Below are 17,129 nucleotides of genomic sequence, written 5' to 3'. Positions count from 1 at the left end.
CCGGTTTTCTCCCCTCTCCACTGAGGGGAGAGGGGAACACCGATGGCACGGGATGCATGCCCGGAAGTCCTCTGATTTGTGGAGACCGCCATGGACATGGCAGAAATTCAAGTCATCAAGCAGCACTTGATCGATCCCGAGATCTGCATCCGCTGCAATACCTGCGAAGCCACCTGCCCGGTGGGTGCGATCACGCACGACTCGCGCAACTACGTGGTCGATGCCGACAAGTGCAACCTGTGCATGGCCTGCATTGCCCCGTGTCCGACCGGATCGATCGACAACTGGCGCGACATGCCGAAACTGCGCGCCTACAGCATTGAGGAACAGCTCACGTGGGACACGCTGCCGGAAGCACTGTCGCCCGAACAGCTGGCCGACCTGGCGCCAGGCGCCGACCTGCAGACCGCCGCGCCGGAACTTCCCGCGGCGTCGCCACTGTCCGGCACTGCCGAGGAAGCCTTCAACAGCGCCCGCTACGGCGCCACCGTGCCGCCGTGGTCCGCCGCGCATGCCTACACTAACCTCTATGGCGCCAAGTCCGCGCAGAAGACCATCACTGCCACGGTGACCGGCAACGTGCGCGTGACCGAGGTCGGCCGCGAATACGACACGCACCACATCGTGCTGGACTTCGGCACGACGCCGTTCCCGGTGCTCGAAGGCCAGTCTATCGGCATCGTGCCGCCCGGCACCGACGCCGGCGGCCGCCCGCACCATGCGCGCCAGTACTCCATCGCCAGCGCGCGCAACGGCGAGCGGCCGGGCTACAACAACCTGTCGCTGACGATCAAGCGCGTGCTGCAGGACCACGACGGCAACCCCGTGCGCGGCGTGGGCTCGAACTACATGTGCGACCTGAAGGTGGGCGACAAGGTAGAAGTGATCGGCCCGTTCGGCGCCAGCTTCCTGATGCCGAATCACCCGCGCTCGAACATCGTGATGATCTGCACGGGCACCGGCAGCGCGCCGATGCGGGCGATGACAGAATGGCGCAGGCGGCTGCGCAAGGCCGGCAAGTTCGATGGCGGCAAGCTGATGCTGTTCTTCGGCGCGCGCAGCAAGGAAGAGCTGCCGTACTTCGGGCCGCTGCAGAACCTGCCGAAGGATTTCATCGACATCAACCTGGCGTTCTCGCGCACGCCGGGGCAGCCCAAGCGTTACGTGCAGGACCTGATGCGCGAGCGCGCGGCGGACCTGGCGGCGCTGCTGGCATCACCGGATACGTACTTCTATGTCTGCGGGCTGAAGAGCATGGAGGAGGGCGTGGTGCTGGCGCTGCGCGAGGTGGCACAGCAGGCGGGACTGCATTGGGAGGCGCTGGCGGAAGGGTTGAAGCGGGACGGGAGGTTGCACTTGGAGACGTATTGAGGGCCTGTCCATCGACGCGAAGCATTATCTATTCCCCCGGGCGTGCTCCCTCTCCCGCTTGCGGGAGAGGGTTGGGGTGAGGGCCGGCGCATGCAAGGGCGCCGGCCCTCACTTCGTGGGGGTGCCTGCCCTCACCCCCGGCCCCTCTCCCGCAGGCGGGAGAGGGGAGCAAACAAGCGCGGGCTGACGTGTTCAGCCATGCATGAACCGCCTGCGCAGCACCCTTTCCGCATGCATCAACGACCCCTCCGCCACCTCCACCGTGCGCTGCAGGTAATCCTCGCTCGCCGCCAGCAGCGAACCATACATCGCGCTGCACATCTCCCGCGCCGTGCGCCCGGGCCAGTCCTGCGGCAGCAGCGCCTCCGGCAGGTTGGGATCGCGCAGCAGCACGCGCCGGTATTCATGTACCAGCAGCGTCCGCACGAAATAGGCGTCGGCCGGCGGTAGTTGCGCCGCCTCTTGCGCCAGCGGTGAAAACCGTTTCAACAGCGCCTGCCACGCGTCCGCCACGTCGCCCAGCTTGAAGGTCTGGTGCATCAGCGCCTGCAGCGGCTGGATCGGGAACGCTTCCAGGCTGCTTGCCTCCATCACCGCGACGTACTCCTGCGCGCGCGCCGCGCCGATGATCTCGCGCAGCGACCCCAGGTCTGCATTGGGATGCGCCATCACCCCCGGCGCGATCGCGCCAAAGCCCTCCCACAGCAATTCGCGCTTCAGCTTTTGCCGCACCGTTGCGCGTACGTCACCGCGCACCATCACCATGGTCCAGCGGCCATCCCATTCCTGCGCTTCGCCCGCATAGATGCGCTTGCCGGCGTGGAGCACGCGCTGCAGTCCGGCTTCCGACAGCCCGTAGTAGCTGCGCCGTCCGATCCTGGTGGCGCTCAGCCAGTCGTCCGCGGTCAGCCGGAAGGTGGCCGTGCGCACCAGCCGGTCGTTGATGCCGAACGGTGCCGCGAGGCGGATCAGGCTCCCCAGCCACACCGCCTGCGGCCGTGGCGCGACCACGTCGCCGAACAGCGTCACCAGCAAGGAATTGGCCCCCAGCTTGAGCCCGCGCGCCAGCCGGCCAAGGCGCGCGGAGGGTTGTTCCGGATCAGGTGAAGTCGCCATCGCAGTCCCTTGAAGTGATACACATTCGTCGATTGCTTGAATCAAATTGTATCACTACCATGCATTGCAACTGACGCAATTGACGTAAATCAAGACCCCGAGCGGGCCTCAACAAAAGCCGGAGCAGGCATGTACGCACAGCTGGTGGAGACAGGAGCAACAAGGCTCCGCGCGATGGAAGAGATGGACCCGCAGGAGCGCGCGTTCCAGTCCCGTGTGGATGATGGCATCAAGATCGAGGCCAAGGACTGGATGCCCGAGGCCTATCGCAAGACCCTGGTCCGCCAAATCTCGCAGCATGCGCATTCGGAGATCGTCGGCCAGCTGCCGGAAGGCAACTGGGTGACCCGAGCCCCTACGCTGGAGCGCAAGGCGGTGCTGCTGGCCAAGATCCAGGATGAAGCCGGCCACGGCCTGTACCTGTACAGCGCCGCCGAAACGCTGGGCGTGTCGCGCGACCAGATGCTGGGCGACCTGCATTCGGGCAAGGCCAAGTATTCCAGCATCTTCAACTACCCCACGCTGTCCTGGGCCGACATCGGCATGATCGGCTGGCTGGTCGACGGCTCGGCCATCATCAACCAGGTGCCGCTGTGCCGCTGCTCGTACGGCCCGTATGCGCGCGCCATGGTGCGCGTATGCAAGGAAGAGTCGTTCCACCAGCGCCAGGGCTACGACATCCTGCTGAAGCTGTGCAACGGCACGGCCGAGCAGAAGCAGATGGCGCAGGACGCGCTCGATCGCTGGTGGTGGCCTGCGCTGATGATGTTCGGCCCGTCCGACGGCGATTCGCCCAACAGCGCGCAGTCGATGCAATGGCGCATCAAGCTGTTCTCCAACGACGAGCTGCGCCAGAAGATGGTCGACCAGACCGTGCCGCAGGCCGAGTACCTGGGCCTGACCATTCCCGATCCGGAACTCAAGTGGAACGACGAACGCGGCCACTATGACTTCGGTGAAATCGACTGGTCCGAGTTCTACAACGTGATCCAGGGCAACGGCCCGTGCAACCGCGACCGCCTGCGCACCCGCGTCAAGGCCTGGGACGACGGCGCATGGTTCCGCGACGCGCTGGTGGCGCATGCGGAAAAGCAGGCCGGCCAGCAGGCGCAGCAAGCCGCGGCCTGACCCATGCGGCGCAGCGCGCCGCTCCCCACATCGAATCGCTTTACACAGGAGGTTGCCATGAAAGAGTGGCCGCTTTGGGAGATCTTTATCCGCAGCCAGCACGGCCTGGCCCACAAGCACGTGGGCAGCCTGCACGCACCGGATGGCGAAATGGCGATCAACAACGCCCGCGACGTCTACACGCGCCGCAACGAAGGCGTCAGCGTCTGGGTGGTGAAGGCCAGCGACGTGATGGCGAGCAGCCCCGGCGACAAGGGCCCGCTGTTCGAGCCCGCCAACAGCAAGGTCTACCGCCACCCGACGTTCTTCCCGATGCCGGAAGCGGTCAAGCACATCTGAGACGGCCCGGACCATGGACAACCACAAGCTCGCTCATCTCCACGAGTATCTGCTGCGCCTCGGCGATTCCACGCTGGTGCTCGGCCAGCGCCTGTCGGAATGGTGCGGCCGCGGCCCGGCGCTGGAAGAGGACATTGCGCTGACCAACGTCGCGCTCGACCTGATCGGCCAGACCCGCCTGTGGCTCGGCTATGCCGCCGAAGTGGAGGGCGCCGGGCGCACCGCCGACCAGCTGGCATTCCTGCGCGATGTGCACCAGTTCCGCAACCTGCTGCTGGCGGAACAGCCCAACGGCAGCTATGCCGATACGCTGGCGCGCCAGTTCCTGTTCGATACGTGGCACTACTTCCAGCTCGAAGCGCTGCAGCGCTCGACCGACGCGCGCATCGCCGAGATTGCCGCCAAGTCGCTAAAGGAAGTGACCTACCACGTGCGCCGCAGCGCCGACCTGGTGGTGCGGCTGGGCGATGGCAGCGAGGAAAGCCATCGCCGCATGCAGGAGGCGTTCGACGAGCTGTGGATGTTCACCGGCGAACTGTTTGAAGCCGATGCGGCCGAAGCCGCGCTGGCGCGCGACGGCGTGATCCCCGATCCCGCCACGCTGGCCGAGCCCTGGCAACGCCACGTCAGCGAGGTGCTGGAAGAAGCCACGCTGCGCGTGCCCGCCGGCCAGTGGGCGCAGCGCGGCGGCCGCCACGGCCGTCATACCGAACACCTTGGCTACCTGCTGGCCGAGATGCAGTTCCTGCAGCGCGCCTATCCCGGCGCACAGTGGTGAGCATCATGACCGCGCAAGCGCTGGATCGTGCCGCCGTGGAGCAGGTCTGGACCTGGCTCGACACGGTGCCCGACCCCGAAATCCCCGTGATCTCCGTGGTGGATCTCGGCATCGTGCGCGACGTGGCATGGGAAGGCGATGCCTGCGTCGTCACCATCACGCCAACGTATTCCGGCTGCCCGGCCATGACCGTGATCCGCGAGGGTATCGAAAGCGCGCTCGCCGCGCAGGGCGTGGACAAGGTCCGCGTGCAGACCCGGCTGGCGCCGGCCTGGACCACCGACTGGATGACCCCGCGCGGCAAGGCCAGCCTCGCCGGCTACGGCATCGCGCCGCCGGCGCAGCAGGTGATCGATATCAGCGGCATCAGCCGCAAGGGGGGTGGGGGACCGGCCGCGCTGGTGGTGGCCTGCCCGCACTGCGGCTCGCGCCATACGCGGCTGGTCAGCCAGTTCGGCTCGACCGCGTGCAAGGCGCTGTACCGCTGCGGCGACTGCAAAGAGCCGTTCGACTACTTCAAGGCTCACTGAGAAGGAAAAGTGGGGAGATGAGCAAATTCCATGAATTGACGGTGGCCTCGGTCACGCGCGAGACCCGCGATGCGGTAGCCGTGACCTTCGCCGTGCCGGACGAACTGGCCGACACCTACCGCTACGTCCAGGGCCAGCACCTGACGCTGCGCACCGGCATCGATGGCGAGGACGTGCGCCGCTCTTACTCGATCTGCTCCGCGGTGCAGGACGCGCAGCTGCGCGTGGCGATCAAGCGCGTCGACGGCGGGCTGTTCTCCAACTGGGCCAACGAGCAGCTGCAGCCCGGCATGAAGCTGGAAGTGATGCCGCCGTCCGGCCATTTCCACGTGCCGCTGTCCGCCACGCACGCGAAGCACTATGTCGCCTTCGCCGCCGGCAGCGGCATCACGCCGATGCTGTCGATCATCAAGACCACGTTGCAGGCGGAGCCGGACAGCCGCTTTACGCTGTTCTACGGCAACCGCGCCTCGTCGTCGGTGCTGTTCAAGGAAGAGCTGGAAGACCTGAAGGATACCTACCTGCAGCGCTTCAACCTGGTGTTTGTGCTCAGCCGCGAGCAGCTCGACATCGACCTGTTCAACGGCCGCATCGACGGCGCCAAGGCCAATGCGCTGCTGCAGCATTGGGTCAGGCCGCAGGACATCGACGTCGCCTTTATCTGCGGCCCGCATTCGATGATGGAAGAGGTCTCGCAGGCGCTGCTCGATAACGGCGTCGACAAGACCCGCATCAAGCGCGAGCTGTTTGCCACCAGCATCCCGTCGGCGCGGCCCGCCGCGCATGCGCACAAGCAGGTCGGCCAGCAGCAGTGCGAAGTGACCGTGATCCAGGATGGCCGTACCCGTTCCTTCACGCTGGAGAAGAACAAGGAAACGGTGCTCGACGCCGCGCTGGCGCAGGGCATCGAACTGCCGTACTCATGCAAGGGCGGCGTCTGCTCGACCTGCCGCTGCAAGCGCATCGAAGGCGAGGTCGACATGGACGTCAACTTCGCGCTGGAAGACTACGAGGTCGCGCGCGGCTTCATCCTGAGCTGCCAGAGCTACGCCGTCAGCGACAGGCTGGTGATCAATTTCGATCAGGAAACCTGAAGCGTTCTCCTGCCATCCCAAATACCCAGATTCAATTTCGCCCCCGGAGCAAGCCGTGTCCCATCCGTTTTTCGAACGCCATCAGGCGCTGCTGGAACAAGCCACCCAAGCCATCGCCACGCGCGGCTACTGGAGCCCGTTCGCCGAAATGCCGAGCCCCAAGGTCTATGGCGAGACCGCCAACGCCGACGGCAAGGCTGCCTTCGAGGCACGCCTGAACCAGCCGTTCGCGCTGTCGCAGCCGGGCACCGTCGGCCAGGCCGGCAAGGAAGTCTCTCCGTACGGCGCGGAACTGGGTGTCACCTATCCCAAGCCAGACCTCGACCAGCTCTTTGCCGGCGTGGCCAAGGGCATGCCAGCATGGCGCAAGGCTGGGCCGGAAGCGTGGGTGGGCGTGTCGCTGGAAATCCTGCAGCGCCTGAACCGACGCAGCTTCGAGATTGCCTACGCGGTCATGCACACCACCGGCCAGGCCTTCATGATGGCGTTCCAGGCCGGCGGCCCGCACGCGCAGGACCGCGGCCTGGAAGCCGTGGCCTACGCGTGGGACGAACTGCGCCGCATCCCGAAGCAGGCCACGTGGGAGAAGCCGCAGGGCAAGAACGAGCCGCTGCGCATGGAAAAGCGCTACACCGTGGTGCCGCGCGGCGTGGGCCTGGTGATTGGCTGCTGCACTTTCCCGACGTGGAACGGCTATCCGGGCCTGTTCGCCAGCCTGGCGACCGGCAATGCGGTGGTGGTCAAGCCGCACCCGGGCGCGATCCTGCCGCTGGCGATCACCGTCGAGGTGGCGCGCGAAGTGCTGCAGGAAGCCGGCTTCGACCCGAATATCGTCATGCTGGTGGCCAACGACCCGAGCGAGCGCATGGCGTCGAAGCTGGCGCTGCGCCCCGAAGTGCGCCTGATCGACTTCACCGGCAGCACTGCCAACGGCGACTGGCTGGAGCGCAACGCGCACCAGGCGCAGGTGTACACGGAGAAGGCTGGCGTCAACCAGATCGTGATCGACTCCACCGCCGACTTCAAGGGGATGGTGCGCAATATCGCTTTCTCGCTGTCGCTGTACTCGGGCCAGATGTGCACGGCGCCGCAGAACATCTACGTGCCGAAGGACGGCATCGATACGCCGGAAGGGCGCATCGGCTTCGACCACGTTGCCGCGGCGATCGGCGAAGCCGTCAGCAAGCTGACAGGCGATCCGGCCAAGGCGGTGGAACTGATCGGTGCGATCCAGAACGACGGCGTGGTCGAACGGATCGAAGCGTCGCGTGCGCTGGGCGAGATCGTTGCCGACAGCCGCGCGCTGGCGCATCCGGAGTTTCCGGATGCCCGCATCCGCACGCCGCTGGTGCTGAAGGTCGATGCCAGCGACGAAGCGAAGATCATGCAGGAACTGTTCGGCCCGATCTCCTTCGTCGTGGCGACCGACAGCACCGCGCACAGCATCGAACTGGCGCACCGCGGCGCGAAGACGCACGGCGCGCTGACGCTGTCGGCCTACACCATCGATGCCGGCGTGACCGAAAGCATCCGCGACGCCGCTGAAGATGCGGGCGTGGCGCTGTCGCTCAACCTGACCGGCGGCGTGTTCGTCAACCAGTCGGCCGCGTTCAGCGATTTCCACGCCACCGGCGCCAATCCGGCAGCCAATGCTTCGCTGTCCGATGCGGCCTTCGTCGCCAACCGCTTCCGCGTGGTCCAGAGCCGCTCGCATATCTGATCGCAATACCTGCAGTACCCCGGCGCCGGCCCCCCTTCGCACGCGGCGCCATCATAACGAGATGGAGTAGACAATGGTGCAACGCAACCCCAACCCTGACGAGCTGGAGCCGATCGAGCGCGCCAGCCGCGACCAACTGCAGGCGCTGCAGCTGCAACGGCTCAAATGGAGCGTGCGCCATGCCTATGACAACGTCCCGCACTACCGCAAGGCGTTTGCGGCGGCGGGGGTGCATCCGGACGACCTGAAGTCGCTGTCGGACCTGTCGAAGTTTCCGTTCCTGACCAAGCAGGATCTGCGCGACAACTATCCCTTCGGCATGTTCGCGGTGCCGCGCGAGCAGGTGGCACGCGTGCATGCGTCGAGCGGCACCACCGGCAAGCCGACCGTGGTCGGCTATACCGCGAAGGATATCGATACCTGGGCCAGCGTGGTGGCGCGCTCGATCCGCGCCGCGGGCGGGCGCGCCGGGGATCTGGTGCATGTCAGCTATGGCTACGGGCTGTTCACCGGCGGACTGGGCGCGCACTACGGCGCCGAGAAGGCGGGTTGCACGGTGATCCCGATGTCGGGCGGGCAGACCGAGAAACAGGTACAGCTGATCCGCGAGTTCCAGCCCAACATCATCATGGTGACGCCGTCGTACATGCTGAACCTGATCGAAGAAATGGAGCGCCAGGGCATGGACCCGTCGGAAAGCTCGCTGAAGGTCGGCATCTTCGGCGCCGAGCCGTGGACCGACGCGATGCGCGCGGAGATCGAGGCGCGCGCCGGCATCGACGCGGTGGACATCTATGGCCTGTCCGAGGTGATGGGGCCGGGCGTGGCGTGCGAATGCATCGAGAGCAAGGATGGCCCGGTGATCTGGGAAGACCATTTCTATGCCGAGATCATCGACCCGGTGACCGGCGAGGTGTTGCCCGATGGCTCAGAGGGCGAGCTGGTGTTCACCTCTCTGACCAAGGAAGCGCTGCCGGTGATCCGCTACCGCACGCGCGACCTGACGCGTCTGCTGCCGCCGACTTCCCGTTCGATGCGCCGCATCGGCAAGATCACCGGACGCTCGGACGACATGTTGATTATCCGTGGCGTCAACGTATTCCCGTCGCAGATCGAGGAACTGATCCTGAAGGCGCCGGCGCTGGCGCCGCAGTACCAGCTGGTGGTGACGCGCGACGGGCACCTCGACAAGCTGGAGGTGCGGGTCGAGGCGCGGCCGGAGCGGTCTTCGTCGCTGTCGGCGGATGACCGGGCGGCGCTGGAGCGGAATCTGAAGGACCAGATCAAGACCTATGTCGGCGTGACCACGCGGGTGCAGGTGGTGGCGGCCGAGGGGATCGAGCGCACCACGGTCGGCAAGGCACGGCGCGTGCTGGACATGCGGCCGAAGGTCACGCACGAACAGCCGGTCGGCGCGATCTGACAGCGCTGCTTTTCACCCACACCCCTGGCAAGGGCTCCCCTCTCCCGCTTGCGGGAGAGGGGAGCAAACCGGCGGCATTCAAGACATAACGAACGAAATCCAACTGATGGCAGCCACCCAGAGCCGCCACATCCCCCCTGCGCCAAAGGAGACAACCATGGACGCACAACAACTGGAAGCCATCCAGAACCACCCCGACTTTATCCGCCTGACCCACGGGCGCACGCGCCTGGGCTGGTCGCTGACGCTGATCATGCTGGCGGTCTACTTCGGCTTCATCCTGCTGCTGGCCTTCTCGCCCGCCACGCTCGGCACGCCGGTCGCCGGAGGCGTGATGACGGTCGGGATCCCAGTCGGCGTGGCGGTGATCGTGGCCGCCGTGCTGCTGACCGCCATCTACGTCCACCGCGCCAACCGCGACCTGGACCCACTCAACGAACGCGTGCGCAAGGAGTGCGAAGCATGAAGCCGGTACACCGTTTCCTCGGCGCCGCCCTGTGCGGGCTGGTAGCCACTGCTGCGACCGCGGCCCCCGCGATCCAGGGCGAAGCCGCGCAGCGGCCGCTGAACTGGAGCGCCATCGTGATGTTCCTGCTGTTCGTGCTGTTCACCCTCGGCATCACCCGCTGGGCCGCGCGGCGCACGCGCTCGGCGTCGGACTTCTATGCGGCCGGCGGCGGCCTCACCGGCTTCCAGAATGGCCTGGCGATCGCCGGCGACATGGTGTCGGCCGCGTCGTTCCTCGGCATCTCGGCCATGATGTTCGACAAGGGCTACGATGGACTGATCTACGCGCTCGGCGTGGTGGCCGGATGGCCGATCATCCTGTTCATCGTCGCCGAACGCCTGCGCAACCTCGGTCGCTACACCTTTGCCGACGTGGTCTCGTACCGCCTCTCGCAGAAGCCGGTGCGCATCACCGCCGCATGCGGCACGCTGACGGTCGTGATCATGTATCTGGTCGCGCAGATGGTCGGCGCCGGCAAGCTGATCGAGCTGCTGTTCGGCACCAGCTATGAATCGGCGGTGGTCATCGTCGGCGCGCTGATGGTGCTGTACGTGATGTTCGGCGGCATGCTGGCGACGACCTGGGTGCAGATCATCAAGGCGGTGCTGCTGCTCGGTGGCGTGACCTTCATGGCGGTGATGGTGCTGGCCTATTTCGGCTTCAGCCCCGAAGCCATGTTTGCCAGCGCGGCCAAGGTGCATGACAAGGGCGCAGCGATCCTGTCGCCGGGCGGTTTGGTGTCCAACCCGATCGATGCGATCTCGCTGGGCGTCGGCATGATGTTCGGCACCGCCGGCCTGCCGCACATCCTGATGCGCTTCTTCACCGTGGCGGATGCGAGGGAAGCGCGCAAGTCCGTGCTCTACGCCACCGGCTTCATCGGCTACTTCTACGTGCTGATCCTGGTGGTAGGCTTCGGGGCGATCGTGATGGTGGGCGCCGATCCGGCCTATCGCGATGCCGCGGGCAAGCTGATCGGCGGCAGCAACATGGTGGCCGTGCACCTGTCGCACGTGATCGGCGGCGACCTGTTCCTCGGCTTTATCTCGGCGGTGGCGTTCGCGACCATCCTGGCGGTGGTGGCGGGGCTGGCGCTGTCGGGCGCGTCGGCGGTGTCGCATGACCTCTACGCCAACGTGTTCCGCCGCGGGCAGGCCAGCGAGAAAGACGAGATCCGCGTGTCGAAGATCGCCACGCTGGTGATCGGCCTGCTGGCGATGGTGCTGGGTGTGATGTTCGAGAAGCAGAACATCGCCTTCCTGTCCGGGCTGGTGCTGGCGATTGCCGCGTCGGTCAACTTCCCGGTGCTGTTCCTGTCGATGTTCTGGAAGGGTCTGACCACGCGCGGCGCGGTGGCGGGTAGCCTGGCGGGGCTGGTGTCGGCGGTGGTGCTGCTGGTGCTGGGCCCGACGGTGTGGGTGGGAATTCTCAAGCACCAGCAGGCGATCTTCCCGTACGCCAACCCGGCGCTGTTCTCGATGACGCTGGCCTTCGCCGCCGCCTGGCTGGCATCGGTGCTGGACCGCTCGGCGCAGGCGAGCGCCGAGCGGCAGCGCTACGGCGCGCAGTTCGTGCGCGCCATGACCGGCATCGGCGCGGCCGGTGCCAGCCAGCACTGAGCCAGCCGCCAGCTCACTCGGTGTCCTGCTGCGCCTTGTGGCGGGACGCCATCTTCTCCTGCTGCGCCGGCGGCACGTTGTCGTAATGGCTGAACTGGATGGTGTAGCTGCCATGCCCGCCGGTGATGCTGTTCAGCCGTGACTGGTAGTCGTTCAGCTCCGACAGCGGCACCTGCCCGGCGACGATCACCGTATTGCCGGCCGCGGTGCGCGTGCCATGGACCTGGCCGCGCTTGGTCGAGAGGTCGCCGATGATATCGCCCATGGCGTTGCCCGGTGCCGTGACCTCGATATCGACGATCGGTTCGAGCACGCTCGGCCTGGCCTTGAGCACCGCGTCGATAAAGGCCTTGCGTCCCGCGGTGGCGAACGCGACTTCCTTGGAATCGACCGGGTGGCTCTTGCCGTCGTACACGGTCACGCGCACGTCCTGCATCGGAAACCCCGCCAGCGGGCCGCTGTCCAGCGCCTGCCGGATGCCTTTCTCGACCGCCGGGATGAACTGCCCGGGAATCGCGCCGCCCTTGACCGCATCGACGAAATCGAAACCCGCGCCGCGTGCCAGCGGCTCGATGCGCAGCATCACTTCGCCGAACTGGCCGGCGCCGCCGGTCTGCTTCTTGTGCCGGTGATGGCCTTCGGCCCTGGCGCCGATGGTTTCGCGATAGGCGATCTTGGGCGGGCGCGTCGCCACGTCCAGCTTGTACTGCTCGGTCAGCCGCTCCAGCGCGCAGCGCAGGTGGAACTCGCCCAGGCCGAACACCACGGTCTCGTTGGTGCCGGCCGGGTGCTCGACGCGCAGGCACGGGTCTTCCGCGCTGAGCTTGTGCAGCACCTCGGCCAGGCGCTGCTCGTTGCCGCGCCGCGCCGGCTCGATCGCCAGGCCATAGATCGGCGTGGGGAATTCCAGCGGGGTCAGGTGGATGTTGCCGTCCTCGGTGGCATCGTGCAGCACTGCGTCGAAGCCAAGTTCATCGACCTTGGCCACCGCGCAGATATCGCCCGGGCCGGCACGCGGCACTTCCTGGGTCTCCTTGCCCTGCAGCCGCAGCAGGTGCGCCACCTTGAACGGCTGGCGTCCTTCGCCGATATAGAGCTGGCTGTCGCGCGTGACCGTGCCCTGATGGATGCGGAATATCGCCAGCTTGCCGACATAGGGATCGATCACCACCTTGAACACGTGCGCCAGCACATGCTTGTCCGGGACGGGCTCGGCGCGCACCGCCTGGCGCTGTTCCGTGCCCTCGGCATCCGCGCCGGTGGAGCGGTAGAACAGCGGCGGGTTGCCTTCGGTGGGGTTGGGCAGCAGCCGCACGAATACGTCCAGCAACGCTTCGATGCCGGCGCCGGTGACGGCCGAGGTAAAGCAGATCGGCACCAGGTGGCCTTCGCGCAGCGCGCGCTCGAACGGCGCGTGCAGTTGCTCCGGGGTGATGGCTTCGCCTTGCTCCAGGTACAGCTCCATCAGCTCGGGGTCGATCTCGATCACCTGGTCGATCAGCGCGTCGTGCGCGGACGCCACCGATAAAAAATCCGACTCGCCGGCCGGATTGAAGAAGCAGTCGACCACCTTGCCGCCGTGGTCGGCCGGCAGGTTGATGGGCAGGCATTCCTTGCCGAAGGCCTCCTGGATCTCCGCCAGCAGCGCGGGCAGGTCGACCTTCTCGCCGTCGATGCCGTTGATGATGATCATCCGGCACAACTGGCGCGCCTGCGCCCAGGCCATGGCGCGGCGCGTGGTCATCTCGATGCCGGTCTGCGCATTGATGACGATGGCCGCGGTTTCCACCGCGGCCAGCGCACTGATGGCGTGCCCGGAGAAGTCCGGGTAGCCGGGGGTGTCGATCAGGTAGATGCGGGTGTCGCGGTACTCCAGGTGCGCGACCGCGGCGCTGAGCGAGCGCTTGTACTTGCGCTCGAGCGGATCGTTGTCGCACACGGTGGATCCGCGCTCGACGCTGCCAGGCGTGTGCACCGCACCGCCCTTGTGCAGCAGCGCCTCGACCAGCGAGGTCTTGCCGCTTCCTGCGTGCCCGAGCAGGGCGACAGTGCGGATGGCATCGGGACTCTCGTGCATGGTGGCTCTCGGTTCGTCCGGCAATGACTCTCTGGGCATTATTGGCGAAATTCGGCGGAAGCGACATATATGCGTGCCGATACCGTGCAATGCCCGACGCAAGTGCCCCTGCAAGTGGTGAGGCCGGCGCTCCGCCGGCCTCCTGTAGAGAGGCGCCCGGCTTGGCTGCAGTGCAGCAAACCGTGCGCGGCGCAGGCTCACGCGTGCGCGTCGGCGTGGTCGGTCGACACCGCCAGCGCGTGCCACGCGGCCAGCTCGCTTTCCACCTTGCGGTGCTTGTCGGCGATGCGGGCGACCGTGTCGGAACCCAGCGGCAGCCGCACCGGCGGCGTGTCGCTGTCGGCAAGCGCGAGCAGGGCCGCGGCCAGCCGGGCCGGGTCGCCGGGCTGCTGGTGGTTGGCCGAGGCCATGTGCGTGCGCATGGCGCCGACCGTCTGCGCGTATTCGCCGATCTCCGTGCCGACGCGCACCAGCGAACTGGCATCGAGGAAATCGGTGCGGAAGAAGCCGGGCTCGACCACCGTGGCGTGGATGCCCAGCGGCGCCAGTTCGGCCGACAGCGCTTCGGTCAGTCCTTCGACCGCGAACTTGGTGGCACCGTAGACGCCCCAGCCCGGATAGGCCGCATAGCCGCCGATCGACGAGATATTGACGATATGGCCGCTGCGCTGGCGGCGCATCTGCGGCAGCACCGCGCGCGTCACCGCCAGCACGCCGAACACGTTGGTGGCGAACTGCTGTTCGACCTCCCTGGCCGACGCTTCTTCCACCGCGCCCAGCAGGCCGTAGCCAGCGTTGTTGACCAGCACGTCGATGCGACCGAAGCGCGCCACCGCGGCCTCGGCGGCGGCGATGGCCTGGGCTTCGCTGGTCACGTCCAGCGCCACGGCGAGCAGGTGATCATGCCCGCCCACGGCGCCGATCACGGCCTGCGGGTTGCGCGCCGTGGCGACGACGCGGTCGCCGCGGGCCAGCGCGGCGCGGGTCAGCTCGAGGCCGAAGCCGCGCGAGGCGCCGGTGATGAACCACACCTTGCCGGTGGCGTTGGTGGCGTTGGCGAAGGTGTTGGCAGTGATGGTGGTGTTGGCGGACATGGTGAATCTCCTTGACGTAGTGCTCGGTTTGACTTCGAGGTTTGATGGCGGGGGCCACGGAGACAAATTTAGGCTGGCGCAGCCAGCAACACTAGCCACCACAATGGCGTTTTAATGGCAACCAGGAGTTGCTAATTACCGTCGTGTCTGCTTCGATTGAGCAAACCTCAACCGTATGGCAGACTCGCCGGCATGGACAAACTGCCCCCGCTGAACGCGTTGCGCGCCTTCGAGGCGGCGGCGCGGCATCTCAGCATCACCGTCGCGGCCGAAGAGCTGCACGTCACGCCTGGCGCCGTCAGCCGCCAGATCCGCGCGCTGGAGCTGGGCCTGGGCGTGCAGTTGCTGCATCGTGGCCACCGGCAGATCTCCCTGACCCGCACCGGCGAGGACTACTACCGCGCCGTGACGCGGGCGATGGACGACCTGCGCGAAGCCACGCGCCGGCTGAGCAAGCGCGCCCGGCGCAGGCAGCTCAAGGTGCGCGCCTATACCACCTTCGCCATGCGCTGGCTGATCCCGCGGCTGTCGAGCTTCCATGCGGCCAATCCCGGCATCGAGGTGCTGCTGACCGCGTCGCTGGACCCGGTCGATTTCCGCAAGGAAGACATCGACGGCGCGATCCGTCTCGGCGACGGCAAGTGGAGCGGCGTGAATACCCACCGGCTGGTGTCCAACATCCTGGTGCCGGTGTGCAGCCCTGGCGTTGCCGCCGGCAGCCCGAAGGTGAAGAAGCCTGCCGACCTGCAGCACCAGACGCTGCTGCATTCGATCGCGCGTCCGGACGACTGGGCGCACTGGCTTAAGGCCGCGCGGGCCGACGCGCAGGTCGATGCGCGCAGCGGCATGACCTTCCAGAGCTCGGCCATGGCATACGCGGCGGCCATGGAAGGGCAGGGCTTCGCCATCGCCCAGCGCTTCCTTGTCGCGACCGACCTGGAGGCCGGGCGGCTGGTCGCGCCGTTCCGCCAGACCGTCGACATGGGCGATTTCACCTACTACCTGGTGACGCCGGCGGACCGCAAGGAAAGCGCCAGCATGGCGGTGTTCCGCGAGTGGCTGCTGGCGCAATGCGAGACGCAGGGCTAGCGCCCGTGCACGCCAGTCAGGCCGTGGAGGTGGCAAGCGGCTGAACCTCGGCGCAGTGGATCGCGCCCCGCGTCTGCAGCGCGGCAATCTGTGCGCGGGTGTAGCCGAAATCAGCCAGTACCGCTCGCGTGTGCTGCCCGCACGCCGGCGCCGGCCGCGCCGGCAGCGCGTTTTCCTGGGCACTGTTGATCGGGAAGCCGGGCATGCGGACCTCGCCCAGCGCCTCGTGCGGGATGCGCTGCACCATGCGGTTGGCCGCCACCTGCGGGTGTGCCATCAGGTCTTCATAGGTGGCGACGCGGGCGCACAGGATGTCGGCGTCCTGCAGCAACGCCAGCCACGCGTCGGTGGAGCGGGTCACGAACACGCTGGTCAGTGCCTCGACCATTGCTGCACGGTTGGCCACGCGCAGCGGCGAAGTGGCGAAGCGCGGATCGTCGGCGAGCGTCGGCAGGCCCAGCACGTCGCACAGCCGGCGCCAGCGCTCGGGCATGTAGGCGGCCACCATGATCCATCCGTCCGCAGTGCGGAAGGCCTGGTTGGGCGCAGAGTAGGGCGCCGCGCTGCCAGCGCGTTCCGGCAGCTGTCCGTCGGCGCAATAGCTGGTGAGCGACGATTGCTGCAGCGCCAGCGCGGCGTTGAGCAGGCTGACGTCGAGATGCCCGCCCTGGCCGTCGCGCGCCCGTTGCGCCAGCTTGCCCAGGATGCCGACGCAGGCGACATAGCCGGTCATCACGTCGACCACCGGCGCCTGCACCTTGCACGGCTCGCCGTCGGGCAGGCCGATCAGGCTCATCAGCCCGGAATCGGCCTGGATGATGCCGTCGACGCCGGCACGGCCGGCATACGGGCCTTCCTGGCCATAGGCGGAGATGGAGCAGTAGACCAGCGACGGGTTCAGCGCCGACAGCTCGGCATGGCCCAGCCCGAGGCGCTCCATTACGCCGGGGCGCATGCTCTCTACCACGATGTCGGCGTCCGAGACCATCCGGCGCGCCACCGCGAGTCCGTCGGGGGATTTCAGGTCCAGCGCCACGCCCAGCTTGTTGCGGTTGAAGCCGTGGAACAGCGCGCTGTCGTCGCCCAGCCAGCCGGGGCCGAGCCCGCGGCCCAGTTCGCCGCCGGGCGGCTCTGCCTTGATGACCCTGGCGCCCATGTCGGCCAGCAGCATGGTGCAGGTCGGGCCGGCGCCGATCTGGGTGAAGTCGATGACGGTCAGGCCGTCCAGTGCGTCGCGCAGCAT

Annotated in this window: 15 protein-coding genes; 11 read left to right on the top strand and 4 right to left on the bottom strand. The window is 67.1% G+C overall.

From position 1 onward, the window contains the following. The first annotated feature begins 90 nt into the window (after positions 1–90). On the top strand, positions 91–1,371 hold the full coding sequence (boxA, locus tag GA0116996_RS10205) for a benzoyl-CoA 2,3-epoxidase subunit BoxA (protein ID WP_092310247.1): 1,281 nt from the start codon (positions 91–93) through the stop codon (positions 1,369–1,371). 192 nt (positions 1,372–1,563) lie between these two features. Here boxA and paaX read toward each other — a convergent pair whose 3' ends face one another. After that, entirely contained in the window at positions 1,564–2,487 is a 924-nt protein-coding gene (paaX, locus tag GA0116996_RS10200) for a phenylacetic acid degradation operon negative regulatory protein PaaX (RefSeq protein WP_092310244.1), read from the bottom strand. 129 nt (positions 2,488–2,616) lie between these two features. Here paaX and paaA point away from each other — a divergent pair, with 129 nt between their 5' ends. The 9 genes from paaA (at position 2,617) to GA0116996_RS10155 (ending at position 11,626) form a co-directional block, all read left to right on the top strand. Beyond that, positions 2,617–3,615, top strand: coding sequence for a 1,2-phenylacetyl-CoA epoxidase subunit PaaA (gene paaA, locus GA0116996_RS10195; protein WP_092310241.1), 999 nt, complete (start codon positions 2,617–2,619; stop codon positions 3,613–3,615). A gap of 57 nt (positions 3,616–3,672) precedes the next feature. Beyond that, on the top strand, positions 3,673–3,954 hold the full coding sequence (gene paaB / locus GA0116996_RS10190) for a 1,2-phenylacetyl-CoA epoxidase subunit PaaB (RefSeq protein ID WP_029044895.1): 282 nt from the start codon (positions 3,673–3,675) through the stop codon (positions 3,952–3,954). A gap of 13 nt (positions 3,955–3,967) precedes the next feature. Beyond that, the gene (gene paaC / locus GA0116996_RS10185; protein ID WP_092310238.1) at positions 3,968–4,732 is read left to right on the top strand and encodes a 1,2-phenylacetyl-CoA epoxidase subunit PaaC; all 765 of its coding nucleotides are present in this window, start codon (positions 3,968–3,970) and stop codon (positions 4,730–4,732) included. A gap of 5 nt (positions 4,733–4,737) precedes the next feature. Continuing rightward, positions 4,738–5,262 (top strand): 1,2-phenylacetyl-CoA epoxidase subunit PaaD, encoded by a 525-nt coding sequence (gene paaD, locus GA0116996_RS10180; RefSeq protein ID WP_092311192.1) that lies wholly within the window; start codon positions 4,738–4,740, stop codon positions 5,260–5,262. A gap of 17 nt (positions 5,263–5,279) precedes the next feature. After that, complete coding sequence (paaE, locus tag GA0116996_RS10175; protein WP_092310235.1) at positions 5,280–6,356, top strand: 1,2-phenylacetyl-CoA epoxidase subunit PaaE; 1,077 nt, start codon at positions 5,280–5,282, stop codon at positions 6,354–6,356. Positions 6,357–6,411: 55 nt separating this feature from the next. Next, positions 6,412–8,076, top strand: coding sequence for a phenylacetic acid degradation protein PaaN (gene paaN / locus GA0116996_RS10170; protein WP_092310233.1), 1,665 nt, complete (start codon positions 6,412–6,414; stop codon positions 8,074–8,076). Between the two features lie 73 nt (positions 8,077–8,149). Then, on the top strand, positions 8,150–9,499 hold the full coding sequence (gene paaK, locus GA0116996_RS10165) for a phenylacetate--CoA ligase PaaK (protein ID WP_092310230.1): 1,350 nt from the start codon (positions 8,150–8,152) through the stop codon (positions 9,497–9,499). Between the two features lie 157 nt (positions 9,500–9,656). Next, positions 9,657–9,965 (top strand): DUF485 domain-containing protein, encoded by a 309-nt coding sequence (locus GA0116996_RS10160; protein ID WP_092310227.1) that lies wholly within the window; start codon positions 9,657–9,659, stop codon positions 9,963–9,965. Further along, positions 9,962–11,626: a cation acetate symporter gene (locus GA0116996_RS10155; protein WP_092310224.1), complete on the top strand. Its 1,665-nt coding sequence runs from the start codon at positions 9,962–9,964 to the stop codon at positions 11,624–11,626. The genes GA0116996_RS10160 and GA0116996_RS10155 overlap by 4 nt, the downstream gene beginning before the upstream one ends. Positions 11,627–11,639: 13 nt before the next feature. On the opposite strand, the gene fusA is transcribed toward GA0116996_RS10155, so the two are convergent. Together fusA and GA0116996_RS10145 are read right to left on the bottom strand one after the other, a co-directional pair. Then, positions 11,640–13,703 (bottom strand): elongation factor G, encoded by a 2,064-nt coding sequence (fusA, locus tag GA0116996_RS10150; protein WP_092310221.1) that lies wholly within the window; start codon positions 13,701–13,703, stop codon positions 11,640–11,642. A gap of 197 nt (positions 13,704–13,900) precedes the next feature. After that, positions 13,901–14,797, bottom strand: a complete 897-nt coding sequence (locus GA0116996_RS10145) for an oxidoreductase (RefSeq protein WP_092310217.1) — start codon at positions 14,795–14,797, stop codon at positions 13,901–13,903. A gap of 192 nt (positions 14,798–14,989) precedes the next feature. Between GA0116996_RS10145 and gcvA the strand changes: the two genes are divergently transcribed. Beyond that, positions 14,990–15,886 carry a transcriptional regulator GcvA gene (gene gcvA / locus GA0116996_RS10140; protein WP_092310214.1) on the top strand — a complete coding sequence of 299 codons (897 nt, stop codon included), beginning with the start codon at positions 14,990–14,992 and terminating at the stop codon, positions 15,884–15,886. 16 nt (positions 15,887–15,902) lie between these two features. Here gcvA and GA0116996_RS10135 read toward each other — a convergent pair whose 3' ends face one another. Next, on the bottom strand, positions 15,903–17,129 hold the full coding sequence (locus tag GA0116996_RS10135) for a CaiB/BaiF CoA transferase family protein (RefSeq protein WP_092310211.1): 1,227 nt from the start codon (positions 17,127–17,129) through the stop codon (positions 15,903–15,905).

Source organism: Cupriavidus alkaliphilus (assembly GCF_900094595.1).
Lineage (GTDB): Bacteria > Pseudomonadota > Gammaproteobacteria > Burkholderiales > Burkholderiaceae > Cupriavidus > Cupriavidus alkaliphilus.
This window is presented reverse-complemented; position numbering and strand designations above follow the sequence as displayed.

Excerpts from the sequence above, each read along its gene's own strand:
- fusA (WP_092310221.1), bottom strand. The coding sequence starts at position 13,703 with ATGCACGAGAGTCCCGATGCCATCCGCACTGTCGCCCTGCTCGGGCAC.
- paaK (WP_092310230.1), top strand. The coding sequence starts at position 8,150 with ATGGTGCAACGCAACCCCAACCCTGACGAGCTGGAGCCGATCGAGCGC.
- paaD (WP_092311192.1), top strand. The coding sequence starts at position 4,738 with ATGACCGCGCAAGCGCTGGATCGTGCCGCCGTGGAGCAGGTCTGGACC.
- gcvA (WP_092310214.1), top strand. The coding sequence starts at position 14,990 with ATGGACAAACTGCCCCCGCTGAACGCGTTGCGCGCCTTCGAGGCGGCG.
- GA0116996_RS10145 (WP_092310217.1), bottom strand. The coding sequence starts at position 14,797 with ATGTCCGCCAACACCACCATCACTGCCAACACCTTCGCCAACGCCACC.
- paaC (WP_092310238.1), top strand. The coding sequence starts at position 3,968 with ATGGACAACCACAAGCTCGCTCATCTCCACGAGTATCTGCTGCGCCTC.
- GA0116996_RS10135 (WP_092310211.1), bottom strand. The coding sequence starts at position 17,129 with ATGCTGCGCGACGCACTGGACGGCCTGACCGTCATCGACTTCACCCAG.
- paaA (WP_092310241.1), top strand. The coding sequence starts at position 2,617 with ATGTACGCACAGCTGGTGGAGACAGGAGCAACAAGGCTCCGCGCGATG.
- paaX (WP_092310244.1), bottom strand. The coding sequence starts at position 2,487 with ATGGCGACTTCACCTGATCCGGAACAACCCTCCGCGCGCCTTGGCCGG.
- paaE (WP_092310235.1), top strand. The coding sequence starts at position 5,280 with ATGAGCAAATTCCATGAATTGACGGTGGCCTCGGTCACGCGCGAGACC.
- paaB (WP_029044895.1), top strand. The coding sequence starts at position 3,673 with ATGAAAGAGTGGCCGCTTTGGGAGATCTTTATCCGCAGCCAGCACGGC.
- GA0116996_RS10155 (WP_092310224.1), top strand. The coding sequence starts at position 9,962 with ATGAAGCCGGTACACCGTTTCCTCGGCGCCGCCCTGTGCGGGCTGGTA.
- boxA (WP_092310247.1), top strand. The coding sequence starts at position 91 with ATGGACATGGCAGAAATTCAAGTCATCAAGCAGCACTTGATCGATCCC.
- GA0116996_RS10160 (WP_092310227.1), top strand. The coding sequence starts at position 9,657 with ATGGACGCACAACAACTGGAAGCCATCCAGAACCACCCCGACTTTATC.